General features: G+C 61.8%; 10 protein-coding genes and 1 pseudogene. 6 read left to right on the top strand and 5 right to left on the bottom strand.

Translation table 11 applies throughout. The annotated features are described in order from the left end of the window. The 4 genes and pseudogenes from VF436_RS05800 to VF436_RS05785 all read right to left on the bottom strand — a co-directional run. Positions 1-1,233 (bottom strand): annotated as a pseudogene (locus VF436_RS05800) (carboxypeptidase-like regulatory domain-containing protein); the annotation flags it as partial. 472 nt (positions 1,234-1,705) lie between these two features. Beyond that, positions 1,706-2,656 (bottom strand): 1-phosphofructokinase family hexose kinase, encoded by a 951-nt coding sequence (locus VF436_RS05795; protein ID WP_330903066.1) that lies wholly within the window; start codon positions 2,654-2,656, stop codon positions 1,706-1,708. Then, positions 2,653-3,588 (bottom strand): carbohydrate kinase family protein, encoded by a 936-nt coding sequence (locus VF436_RS05790; RefSeq protein ID WP_330903065.1) that lies wholly within the window; start codon positions 3,586-3,588, stop codon positions 2,653-2,655. Before VF436_RS05790 ends, VF436_RS05795 begins: the two co-directional genes overlap by 4 nt. Then, on the bottom strand, positions 3,588-4,787 hold the full coding sequence (locus VF436_RS05785; RefSeq protein WP_330903064.1) for a tagatose-6-phosphate ketose isomerase: 1,200 nt from the start codon (positions 4,785-4,787) through the stop codon (positions 3,588-3,590). Before VF436_RS05785 ends, VF436_RS05790 begins: the two co-directional genes overlap by 1 nt. Positions 4,788-4,844: 57 nt before the next feature. On the opposite strand from VF436_RS05785, the gene VF436_RS05780 reads away from it, so the two are divergent. From VF436_RS05780 to VF436_RS05760, 5 genes are all read left to right on the top strand, one after another. Beyond that, positions 4,845-5,762, top strand: a complete 918-nt coding sequence (locus VF436_RS05780) for a fructose-bisphosphate aldolase (protein ID WP_330903063.1) — start codon at positions 4,845-4,847, stop codon at positions 5,760-5,762. A 131-nt stretch (positions 5,763-5,893) separates the two neighbouring features. Next, a complete protein-coding gene (locus tag VF436_RS05775; RefSeq protein WP_330903062.1) occupies positions 5,894-7,120 on the top strand; it encodes an amidohydrolase family protein in 1,227 nt (408 codons plus the stop codon). Then, positions 7,101-7,910, top strand: coding sequence for a transcriptional repressor AgaR (gene agaR, locus VF436_RS05770; protein WP_330903061.1), 810 nt, complete (start codon positions 7,101-7,103; stop codon positions 7,908-7,910). Before VF436_RS05775 ends, agaR begins: the two co-directional genes overlap by 20 nt. A gap of 328 nt (positions 7,911-8,238) precedes the next feature. Then, positions 8,239-9,492 carry a DUF3472 domain-containing protein gene (locus tag VF436_RS05765; protein ID WP_330903060.1) on the top strand — a complete coding sequence of 418 codons (1,254 nt, stop codon included), beginning with the start codon at positions 8,239-8,241 and terminating at the stop codon, positions 9,490-9,492. 147 nt (positions 9,493-9,639) lie between these two features. Further along, positions 9,640-11,043 (top strand): FUSC family protein, encoded by a 1,404-nt coding sequence (locus tag VF436_RS05760; protein ID WP_330903059.1) that lies wholly within the window; start codon positions 9,640-9,642, stop codon positions 11,041-11,043. Positions 11,044-11,379: 336 nt separating this feature from the next. On the opposite strand, the gene VF436_RS05755 is transcribed toward VF436_RS05760, so the two are convergent. Then, positions 11,380-11,619, bottom strand: a complete 240-nt coding sequence (locus tag VF436_RS05755; protein ID WP_330903058.1) for a hypothetical protein — start codon at positions 11,617-11,619, stop codon at positions 11,380-11,382. Between the two features lie 355 nt (positions 11,620-11,974). Between VF436_RS05755 and VF436_RS05750 the strand changes: the two genes are divergently transcribed. Then, positions 11,975-12,603: hypothetical protein (locus VF436_RS05750; protein WP_330903057.1), on the top strand; the 629-nt coding region annotated here is incomplete at its 3' end.

The following is a 12,603-nucleotide window of genomic DNA, read 5'->3' as shown; positions in this document are numbered from 1 at the left end:
GGCCATCAGGCGCAGACTCATCGCATCGTTGATCTGCCAATTGTAGTTGCCGATCAGGAACTGGTCCTTCACGTGCGCGGCATTCCAACCGAAGTACTTGCCGGCCGAACTGGCATCGTAGTCGCGGGTCAGCGAATACTGGTTATTGAACGTATCCTTCCAGTCCCGGTAACCCACCACGTTCAAGCTCTGGTTGTTGGTGATGTTCCAGGTCAGGTTGAGCAGGGCGTTCTTGTCGCGCGTGTTGGTATAGGTCTGGAAGGTCTGCGTGGTGCTCTGGCTGTTGTTATCCGGTCCGTTGCCAAGCATGGCAAAGAAGAATAGCTTGTCCTTGACCAGGGCACCGGAGGCCCATAGGTACTGGCTGGTGATATTCGCGTCGTGCCGATTCTCGCTGTAGAAATGATAGTAATTGCCCTCCGAGTCGTAGGAATCCCTGGAGCGCGGGTTGAGCAGGCGCGACGTCGGCGGAGTGAAATAGAGCGAATAACCGGACTCAAACTTGTTGGTACCTTGCCGCACCGTGGCAGCCATCACGCCACCGGTGGAACTGGTCCAGGTGGTCGTGGCGTTGCTCGACAAAGTCTGCACCGAGCTCAACGCTTCACTGGGCAGAATGGTTGCCCCCAGGCCGTTGTAGTCGTTGGTGGTATCGAATTCGTTGAAGTAGTAACGATTCTCCGACGGGCTGGCGCCGCCCATCTGCACCTTGCCGGTGGTCTGGTTGTCATAGCGCACGTTGGATTTCAGCAACGCGATGCTCTCCAGGCTGCGCCCGGTCGGTAACTGGTTGACCAGGGCCATGCTGTAATTGCTGGTGAGTTGGGGTGTACTGACATCGATCGGCACAATGTCCGAATGGATCGTCGACGCGGTAACGCTGATGCCGGAAAGATCCGCCGCATGCAGCGGGGGCATGGACGCCGCCGTGGCGGAGGCCGTGAAGCTCGCCACCGGCGTTTGCACATTGGGCGTTACCATCACTTCACGGCTGCCGGCGACGTTACCGCCCTGCGACACCGTGACCTTGTATCGTCCGGGGTTCAAGCCATTGAGCGAGTAGTGGCCGTCGGCCTCCGGATGCAGTTCCTTGTGATACCCGGTGGCGACGCCATCGATCGTCACGGTGACATCCGAACCTGCCGGCTCCTTGCCGTACACACCACCGGTTATCGATTGTGCCATCGCACCGGTCATGCCCAATGCCAATGACAGACCGATGGCCAATGCCATTGGCCGGCCCCCACAACGTCTTTCCCTCATCCTGTTCATGCCGCGCCTCGTCGATGATTTGAGACAACGCCGCCACCACTTCTCCCCGGCGACGATGTCCCTGATGGATAGACCGCGAGTTCCTCCCCACGGCCACTGTCCTGATGCACGCCCCCTCCCCGGGCGCGCGGGTTAACGCGTTCCTCGAAAACGTTGCCAGTCACTTGTGTGCACAAGGCGGCCGATGTCGCATGGCGCATCGCCATTGCTACAGACACTGCCGGCATGAATGCCTTGCGCGGATGCATGCACCTGCATGATGCGAGCATTCCTGAGGGACAAGCCTCCCCCTGCGCACTCGCCGCGCTTTGCTTGAATCGACCGCATTGGAACCATCCTCCCGTCTTGCCGTAACCATGCGCTCTAGCGGCGCCTGGGCTCCCGGTGCATCGCGGCGCGGCATGGCCGGCCGTTTTTCTCTGATCCACAACGCTCAGCTTCGCTGCGCGAAATCCGCTGTCCATGGGCGCACGCGTACGCGGGAGCGCAATGACTCGACCACGTCGCGTTCGACCCAACCCGTTTCCTCTTGCAGCGCATTGGCCGCACCACAGGCCACACCCAGCGCCAAGGCATCAGGCGTGGACATGCCTCGCCGGAAGGCCACGATCATGCCGGCCAGGAGGCAGTCGCCCGAGCCCACGGTATTGCGCACGCCGTCGATCAACAGCTCGGCGTGCCAGATGTCTTGGCCATGCCCCGCCATCGCGCCTTGCGCACCCAATGACAACACCGGGGTTGCGATACCGCGTGCTTGTAGATCGCGCACAGCACGCGCAGCCGCATCGACGTCGCCGATCCGATAGCCGAGCAGGGCTTGCGCTTCGTCGCGATTGGGCTTGACCAGGTAAGGCACCGCAGCCATAGACTCGCGCAATACCTCGCCACTGGCATCGACGATGCAGTGCTTACCCTGGGCACGTACACCCAGGACAAGGTCGGCATACGTGGATACCGGCATGCCATGTGGCAGGCTGCCGGAGAGCACGGCCACGGTGCTCTCATCCACCGCGCGCCAGAAAGCCGATCGCAACGCATCCTGGGTCTTCTCACCGATGAGGGGCCCGCGTCCGAGCACTTCACTGATACGACCACTGGTATCCCGCACCGCAATACACGTGCGAAGATCGTCATCGATCTCGATACCGTGGAACAGCACGCCACGCTCGGCCATGCGTTGTCCAACCAGATTGCGGTGTGCGCGATCGATCAGGCCAACCAGTTGCACCCGCTCACCCAGCGCGGCGATGGTCTGGGCCACGTGCAGGCCTTTTCCGCCAGGGTAGACATGCTCGTCGATGGCTCGACTTACCTGCCCGGCTTCGAAATGCTCGACGCGAAACAGGCGATCGATGGCGGTGTTGAATCCGGCGACGGCGATCATGTCGGCATCCCCAGCAGCGCATCGACCTCATCGACGGTCGCCTGCCGTGTAGTGCCGCCCATGCCGCGCGTGGACAGGCTGCCGCATGCACTCCCCCAACGCATGCATTCGCGCAACGGTAGATCGCGCAACCAGGCGTGCAGGAATCCGGCATCGAAGGAGTCGCCTGCTCCGGTGGTATCAACGGCATCGATGTGGAAAGCCGGCATGTTGAAAAGCTCACCAGCATCCAGCGTCAGGCAACCCAGCCGGCCGCGCTTGACCACGGTGCGTGTTCGTCCCGAAGGTAAGGCGCGCAGCGCATCGGCCACCGAATCGCGCCTGGTGATGGCCAGCAGTTCGTCTTCGTTAGGCAGGAACACATCCACGGCCGACAGTACGTCGAGCAGATCCGGATTCCAGAGCTGGCGCGGATCAAAACCGGGATCGAGCGAGGTACTCAAGCCAAGCGACCTGGCACGTTCGAACAGTGCGCCACAATCCGGGCGCAGCGCCTCTTGCAGGTAGAACGAAGACACATGCAGATGATCGGCCTGCCGCAGCAATGCATCGTCGATATCATCCGCACGCAAGCCGGCGATGGCTCCGGCGAAGGTCACCAGGGAACGATCATGCGTGGTGGAGAGCGACACCGTGACGCCCGTGCGCATACTGGCATCGGGCTTCAATGTCGCGACGTCGATACCCGCGCCACGCAGGGAGCCCAGGCAGTAGTGGCCCCAGGCGTCGTCCCCGAGCTTGCCGTGAAAAACGACCGCATTGCCCAGGCGAGCCAGCCCCATGGCGCAGATCATCGACGAACTGCCCGGCGTCATCAGCATGTCGTCGGCAAGCACCTCCTGGCCCGGCGTGGGCGCATGGCCCAGACCCTTGAAGACGAGATCAACATTGATCTCGCCTGCCACCAGGATGCGCCCGGGTCGGGAAGCCATCAGCCTGCCCCATGGATGGCGAAGTCTTCAACCACGCGGGTAAGCACGCCCTGCGAGGGCGTATCGGGTTTGTCGCCCAGGTGCAGGCAGCGAAAGAACGCCAGCAACTGACCCGCGACGACTTCGGCAAGCAAGGTCGGCACCTCGCCATGCCCGGCCACGCCTCGCAGATCGATGGCGACATCGTCGACGCCGACCAGATCCGCGGGAATGCCTTCGCCCACGATCAGCCGTGCCAGGCCCAACTGCTTGCGTGACAACTCGCGCAGCAGATCGGCCTCATAACCTCGCACCACCGGGTCGGACGAAAGGAACGCCACGATCAGCGTCTTTGGATGTACCGACGACATCGGCCCATGCCGCAGGCCAAGGAAGGTCTCGGCCAAGGTGATCACCTTGCCGCCGGTCATTTCGAGCATCTTCAACGCGGCCTCGCGAGCGATGCCGATCCCGCCGCCACTGCCCAGATAGACTGCAGCGTCGAAATCACGCCGCGCCATGCCGGCGATGGCCTCGCCATGATGATCGAATACCTGTTGCACGGCTTCGACCAGCGACGGTAACGCCGTGGCGGGAATGGCTCCCTGGCCGGCTTGCAACAGGCCGGTGCCGGCCAGCAGCAGGTTGGAGAAGCTGCTGGTCATCACCAGGCTGCGATCATTGGTACGCTCGTCCAGCACCACGACGTCCACGCGGGGCTCGTCGCGGTACAGCGTGGCGAGCTTGCCCTGGGCATTGCAGGTAATCACCAGGTGGCGCCAGTCCGACGCCTCTTCCAATATCCGGCTGACGACGCCACAACTTTCGGGGCTGTCGCCCGAACGCGCAAACGACACCAATAGACCAGGGCCGGGCGGGAGGGTGCCGCGCAAGTGAGTCAGCAAGGTACCGGCGGCAATCGCCTGCGTAGATATCCCCAGCTCCGCCTGCAACGTGGGCGCGAGTGATTCGCCGATGTACATCGAACTGCCCGATCCCGTCAGCACGATATGCGTCGGCCGGGGTTGCAAGGCACGCGCAAAAGGTTCGCGCGCCGCTGGCTGGGCGATGTGTTCGGCCGTACCTTGCCAGGTCTGGGGTTGCTGCAGGATTTCCCGCAGCGTATCGGCGTACCCGGCGGCGCGCTGCTCTGCCAGTGGAGCGGAGCGTAGCGTCTTGATACTTTCGAATTCTTTCGTTTTCTTTTGAAGTATTGACATTTTGCCTAAATCACTCGAATGTGAAACCATCCGATCACGGAACCAACGGTATTCGAAATGAACAATCCCTTGCAAGACCCTTCGAACACTTACGCATCGCTTTCGGGCCTGAGTCTCTCGCACGGCAAGCGTACGCGCCTGTGGCGGCTGCTTTATGGCGCCGGTCCGCGCAATGGCAGTCTGCTGGTGTTGCCGTTGGACCAGGGGTTGGAGCACGGTCCGACCGACTTTTTCCCCAATCCCCCGGCGGTCGATCCGGATTACCAGTTCCGACTCGCCGTCGAGGGGAATTTTTCGGCCATCGCGCTCGGCGTAGGCCTGGCCGAAAAGTACATGGGTGCCTATGCGGGCCGTGTGCCGCTGATCCTCAAGCTCAACGGCAAGACCAATATCCCCAGCGATGCCGAGGCCACCTCGCCGCTGTTCGCTTCGGTGGAAGACGCCGTGCGCCTGGGTGCCGATGCGGTTGGCTACACGATGTACGTGGGCTCACCGCGCCAGCACGACGAGTTTCGCCAGTTCGAGAAAGTGCGCCAGGACTGCGAGCGCTACGGCATGCCACTGGTGGTGTGGTCATATCCGCGTGGCGCGGCGATCGAAGCCAAGGGCGGCAAGGGCACGCTGTTTGCCCAGGACTATGCCGCGCGTGTCGCGCTGGAGCTCGGCGCCGACCTGGTCAAGTTGCACGAACCCGACGACAAGCGCGCCAACGTGCCGGCCCCGTACGACAAGCTCGACGAGGACGCCCAAGCCCGCACGCGTCGCGTGGTGCGCTCGGCCGGCCGCACCATGGTGTTGTTCTCCGGCGGCGAGAAAAATGATGACGATGCCGCGGTCTTGCGCAAAGTGGAGTTCTACATGGCCTCGGGCGCGCAAGGTGTGATGTTTGGCCGCAACATGTGGCTGCGTCCGCTGGACCAGGCCGTGACGCTGGTCAAGCAGGTACACCAGATCATGGCACGGTATCCACGATAAGCTTCGTGCACGAGGGAAGAGCGGGGAGCGAGTGGAGAGAAGCGAGGCGGGAGAGAGTGTTCCGCCCTCGCCTTCGCTCCAACGCGCCGCGCTCACTCCTCACTCCTCACTCCTCACCCCTACCCTCCCGCATGTCCCACGCCGCCTCCTGTCTATGCTGCTCACCGCCCATCGCCGCCGGTAACGTGCGCGTGGAAAACAGCAAGAACCAACTCGCCACCCAGGCTGACGTGAGCAAGGAAGGGCTGCGTCTGAGCCAGTTTCGGCCGCGCAGCATGCTGCACGCACGCCGTACACCGATCGAAGGGCCGCGCTTTCCGGTGATCGACGCGCATGCGCACCTGACCTGGACGACCAACGTGCGCAGCGGCGTGTGCGTGGGTGAGGAAATGACCGTATTCGCTGAGCCCGAAGCGCTGTTGCCGGTCATGGATCGCATGAGGATCCGCACCATGGTCAACCTTACCGGGGGCACCGGCCGGGGACTGGAAGACACCATCCGACGCTTTGACCGCGCCGCTCCGGGGCGTTTCCTCACCATGACCGAGCCATCCTATGGCCTGTTCACTCAATCCGATTACTCACAGCGACAAGCCGATGCCATCGACCATGCGCACCGCGTCGGTGCGCGCGGGCTGAAACTGCTCAAGTCGCTGGGCCTGTACCTGCGTGAAGGTATCGATGAAGGCCAGTTGGTCACCGTGGACGACACGCGTTTCGACGGCATGTGGGAGGCCTGCGCCAGCCACGACATGCCGGTATTCCTGCACGTGTCGGATCCGGAAGCCTTCTTCCTGCCTACCGACCCCACCAACGAACGCTACGAAGAGCTGGCCAACCATCCAGACTGGTCGTTCTATGGCGCGCAATTTCCCAGCAACGCCGAGATCCTGGCGGCGCGCGACCGTATGATCGCACGCCATCCGAACACCACGTTCGCTCTGATGCATGTTGGCAACTGGGCGGAAAACCTCGATGCCGTAGCCGCCTGCCTGGATCGCTTTCCCAATACCCTGGTGGACATCAGCGCACGCATCGGCGAGCTTGGCCGCCAGCCGCGCGCCGCCCGGCGATTCTTCGACAAGTACCAGGACCGCATCCTGTTCGGTACGGACGCCGTACCGCCACCGTTTGGCAACGACGTGCCGCAGCAGCTGTTCTGCGACGAGCTGTACCAGATTTATTACCGCTTCCTCGAAACGGAAGACGAGTATTTCGACTATGCTCCTGCTGAAACACCGCCGCAGGGGCGCTGGTCGATCTACGGACTGGGCCTGCCCGATACCATCCTGCGGAAGGTGTACCACGACAACGCTGCCCGGTTATTTCGCCTGCCCCATGAGTCCGTCGCCCTCTAGCTCCGCTCCGACCAAACGCCTGCTGGCCGAAGAACGCCGCCGCCTGATCGTGGAGTACGTCGAAACCCAGGGGCGCGCGACGGTGGATGAGCTGGCCGGCCGGTTCGGCATTTCGGCGGTGACCATCCGCAACGACCTGGAGCAGCTTGCGCGCAGTAGCGCGATTACCCGCGCGCATGGCGGAGCCCTTCCCGCCGCACCGGCCAGTGCGCACGACACGCCACTCAATATCAAGGAAACCCGTTATCACTCGCAGAAACTGCGCATCGGCCAGGCTGCCGCCGCGTTGATCGGCGACGGAGAGACGGTAATCCTCGATTCGGGCTCCACCACGGTGGAGATCGCCCGACAGATCCGGCAGATGAAATTCGAGTCGCTCACCGTCATCACCAATGCGCTCAATATCGCGCTGGAGTTATCCGGGCTGTCGCATATCCGCGTGATGATGCTGGGCGGTCTGCTGCGCGGCACCTCGTATTCGCTGGTTGGCCCGGATGCGGAACAGGCCCTTTCCAAGCTGTCGGCCGACAAATTGTTCCTGGGTGTGGATGGCCTTGATCCGGTGATTGGCGTGACCACGCCCGACCCGCTGGAAGCCTCGCTCAACGCGCTGATGATCCGCGTCTCGCGCGAAACCATAGCGGTATTCGATGCCAGCAAACTCGGGCAGCGTAGCCTGTCCGTGATCACGCCCGTGCAGCAACTGCATCGGGTCATTACCGACACCAGCGCCGAGGCCAAGGCGGTGGAATCGCTGCGCACGGCCGGGGTGGATGTCACGCTGGTTTGATGGCGCGTGTGTGATGGCGCGCGGGAATGAGGGTTGAGTCATGGCTCCGGGACCGACCTGATGGTTGGGGCGGGCACTACGCGCTGAAGATTTCCCTCGTCACGATCTGCGACCCCGTGGCAGATCGCTTCGCGACTGAAGTCGCTCCTACGGCGCACGTCAAACGAAAGCACTTGCAAGACTAATAACTTTCGTTATTCTTCGTTTGCCATCTTTCATCTTTCGAAAGCTGCGCCTCCGCACGACCCGTGTTCTTCAAACCGGACCCCGGCATCGGGGAGCCGCGTCCGGCCTTTCGCTCCATCATCCGCAAGCCTGGGGAGAAATCATGCGTCCTGTCGCGTATCGCTTGACCGGTCTTTTGCTCGCATTGTCCTGTAGCCACGTATTGGCCCAGACCGCACCCGTACAGGTGCCCTTGGGCGGTAACGCCTATATCACCACCACCTCGCCTGCCGCCGACGAATTGATTGACGACAACGGCCTGCATAACTGGGATTCAAGGCAAGCCGTCATCAGTACCTTCTTTGATGTGCAGCAAGCCGGACAACTGAATCTCTCACTGGTCGGCTCGCTCAGCGGCGCCAGCCACAGCACTGTCAAGGTCACGGTAGGCAGGCAATCGCACCTGGTGCACTTGTCCAACACAGGCACGTCGCCTTTTGCCGCCGGCAACTTCACCATCGACAAACCCGGTTACGTTCGCGTGGATCTGCAAGGTGTGTCCACCGATGGCGGCTATTTCGGCGATATCGCCGATCTACAGGCCAGTGGCAGCGCCACGCAGGCAGGCACCGTGTTTGCCAATGATCCCTCCAACTTCTACTGGTCGCTACGCGGGCCATCGGTACACCTGGGCTTCCAGGTTCCCGCCAATACCGAATACTTCTACAGCGAAGTGACGGTGCCCAGGGGTCAGGATCCGGTGGGTTCCTACTACATGGCCAATGGCTTCGACGTCGGCTATTTCGGCATTCAGGTCAATTCACCGACCGAACGCTGGATCCTGTTTTCGGTATGGGATTCACCGACCGCACCCACCAGCCTGGTACGCCAGGGTCCTGGCGTGATCATCGACAATTTCGGTGGCGAAGGCACAGGCGGACAAAGCCATATCGTCTATCCATGGAAAGCCGGCCAGACATATCGCTTTATCACGCGAGCCCAGGCCGATGGCCAGGGCAACACGCTCTACACCGCGTGGTTCGGCGAGAAATGCAGCAACAAGTGGCAATTGCTGGCGACCTGGAAATACGCCGGCGCATCAAAATCACTGACGGGTGTGTATTCGTTCCTGGAATCGTTCAATCCCGCAACCGGCTATATCGGCCGCGAAGGAAACTTCGCCAACGAATGGGCCGTGGACAGCGCCGGCCACTGGAGCGAAATCACCTCGGCCTACTACGACGTCGATCCTACCGGCTTGAACAAACAGCGCCTGGATTTTGCCGGTGGTGCGAACGGCAAGGCGTTCTACCTGCGCAATGACGGATTCTTCAGTCGTTCGGTAGCATCCGGGCAAACATTCACGCGCGAGTCGACCGGTCGGCAGCCCGATGTGGATCTGAACAAGCTGCCTTGAGTCAAAGAGGTCGCCCTTCATCCCAACCCGCTCTCTCGGCCAGCCGGGGGAGCGGACCTAGATGAGAGGGCAAACCGGCCAAGCACCGCGTCCACGTTTTGCCGCACGCGTCGTTTATAGTCCCTCGACGGATCAGGGGGACACGGAATGACGATCAGCATGCAAGCGTGGCGCACTCACTTCGCACCAGACGCCATCGCACGCGCCTTTCGTGAGGCCGTGGTGGCGATGCTCGCCATGCTGGCAACGCTCGGTTGCACCATGGCCCTCGCCCCGGAACCAGGCCCCGGAGTGCTGGCCGTGGTGCTGAGCCTGTCGTTCTCGCGTAGTCATCTCGATCGCGACATGCGTGGACGCATCGAGGCGGCCATCGCCCTGCCATTGGTCGCCCTTGTCGCCGTGGGCGTCGGTGGCCTGCTGCATCACGTACGCTGGATCGGGGCAGCGGTGTTCGTGGCCGGCTTGTCGCTGCCTATCTGGATGCGCCGGTTTGGACCGGCCATACGCAGGGGCGGATCGCTCATCGCCCTGCCCTTTGTCGCTCTGCTGACCACGCCCTATATCCCCCCTCGCCACCTGAGTCCCACGCTGGCCATGCTGGTGCCGGTGATCGTTGCCTTGCTCGCACTGGTCTGGGTAGCGGTATTCCAATCCGCCGCGCGCCACCTGGGAATCCTGCCCAGTGCGAATCGCAAAACCAGCGTCGCCAAGGTAACCGCCCCCGCACAGGCAAGCCCCCTGAAACCCCAGGCCAGTACGCGCATGGCCTTGCAGATGGCTGTTGCGCTGGCGGTGTCGTTCGCCATCGGTTACCTGGTTTTCCCGCAACGCTGGGCATGGATCGTGCTCACCGCATTCATCGTCAATAGCGGAAATCGCGGACGTCTCGATGTGGCGTACAAAAGCGTCCTGCGTGTCGTGGGCGCTGGCGCTGGCACATGTATCGCTTTGACAGCGACCGTGCATATCGACCAACCCCTGGTCGCCATCGCCCTGATCCTTGGCGCCATTTTCCTCGGGCTCTGGCTGCGCCCCCTGGGCTATGCCTGGTGGGCCCTGTTCGTCACGCTCGCGCTTGCCTTGTTGCAAGGTCTCGGCGGGCACCCGGCAGAAGGCGTGTTGTGGCCACGCCTGGAGGAAATCCTGATCGGCGCCATCGTTGGCGTCGCCTCGGCGTGGTTTGTCTATCCGGTCCCTTCGAGTCTGGTACTTCGCCGACGCCTCGCCGACGCTCTGGCGGTGCTCTCCGAAGCCCTGGACCCTGCGATACCCGAGCGCAGCGCCGAGCCATTCATAGCCGCGCTGGACAATCTGGAACAGATCGCTCCTGCATTCCGTGCCAGTCGCAGGTTCACGCGACACAAGGTGCAGCCAGCGGACTGGATCGACGCACTTGCCGCTTGTGGCCCGTCAGCCGTCGCCGTGATCGAGCGTGGCGAAACGCCGGCTTCATTACGCAAAGCGGTGGGCACCGCCCGCAAGGCGCTACGCGAACCAGAAGCCTTGCTGCCGGCCTTGCAGGAAATACGGCAAGCACTTTCGCCGTCATAGCGCGAGCCTTCAGATCAAGTAATCCCAGAATCTGACCATGGATTCGAAACGAATACTCCTGTTGCTCATGAGGCTACGGGGCACTCAAGCCGCTCTACTCATGATGGGAACACACAACCCGACATGCACCTGTCGCGTTTTCTTGACGCCACGCCTATCCCAGAAGCGTTTCGGTCCAACGCAGCCGGAGCGCAGGTCGCCGGCCTGGGCAGCAGGCTGGTCAAAAACACCGGACAACTGACGGGTCATCATGCCGCCATGACGTTAACGCCGTTGCTGCACAGTTACACACCCTAAGAAGCCCATCTGCTGGCCGACTACTACACGTCAGGCGTGTCAAATGCCGTACATGACTGGCACCCATTCACGCTTTTTCAAAAGACGGACTTCAGCCACCGATAACCTCCGCAGCCGCAAGGCGAGAATGACGACGCCGGAGGCCAAACTCTGAATACTGTCGATGGTGACGAGAATCTCCACGGCGTTCCGGAGAATGGCTCGATGCAATGGAAAACGATTGCCACGTCGAGCCGCTCCAGCCAGCACTCGGGAAATGCCGTCACCCAGGGCGCTCATGCGGCATCCCAACTTCACGACAAGAATTTTCGGCCATGTCGATCGCTATGGGCTGTGGAAAAGCTCGAACATATTCGGCAACATGATGGTTGCCAATCCGTCTTGAAGTCACACCTTGGCATAGGGGATCAACCGCGTGATGGCTAGTCAGGACAATGTCGCCATGGCCGGATGACTGCACGCAGGCAAAAGAACAGGCGCATCCATGAAATACCGCTTTTCACGCGCATCACTACCTCTGATTTCTATATTGTGCCTGCTCGGTTGCGCCCAAGCCCCGTCGCATTCGCCCTTACCATCCAGCACCTCTTCCACGACAGGCGCTGAAGCGACTTCCACGACCGAGCGGCCCGTCGTGATTCCGATCAAAGCGATGCAGGTCGGCCATAAACTGATCTACTACATCACCATCCAGGTCGGCGATGCGCCGGAAACCAGAGCCTTGCTGGATACCGGTTCGGTGGGTCTGCGGGTCGCCGAAAACCACGTTCCGGCTCAATCGGGCGGGCACAGATCCACCTATGGCTATGTCAGTGGCGTCATGCTGGAGGGCAAACTGCAAAGGCACGACGTGCGACTGGATAGCGTCATCGCACATCGCATGACCGTCGATGTAGTGCATGAACTGCATTGCAGCGACAAGCATCGCGATTGCAATGCCGCCCATCTCGGTCCTGGCCGCTATTTTTCCCGCGGCGTAGACGGCATCTCCAGCAGCGAGGTGGGCGCGATCATCGGTACCGGGCTGATGGAAGGCAGGGATGCTCCCAATCCACTCGTCGATGCGGGCTTCAAGCGCTGGATCATATCGCTGCCACGTAACATCAACGACACGGGTCAATTGGTACTGGACCCCACACAGGAGCAGCAACGAGGCTTCTACAACCAGCCCGTCGATCGTACCGGCCGTTATATCCTGTGCATGAGCGCCGGAGCGCAGGCGCCAGCATGCGCACCCGGGAGTCTGGACACTGGCGCGCCACA

It is taken from the genome of Dyella sp. (assembly GCF_036384435.1).
Lineage (GTDB): Bacteria > Pseudomonadota > Gammaproteobacteria > Xanthomonadales > Rhodanobacteraceae > GSA-30.
The sequence above is the reverse complement of the archived record's forward strand: the minus strand, read 5'-3'. Positions and strand labels throughout refer to the sequence as shown.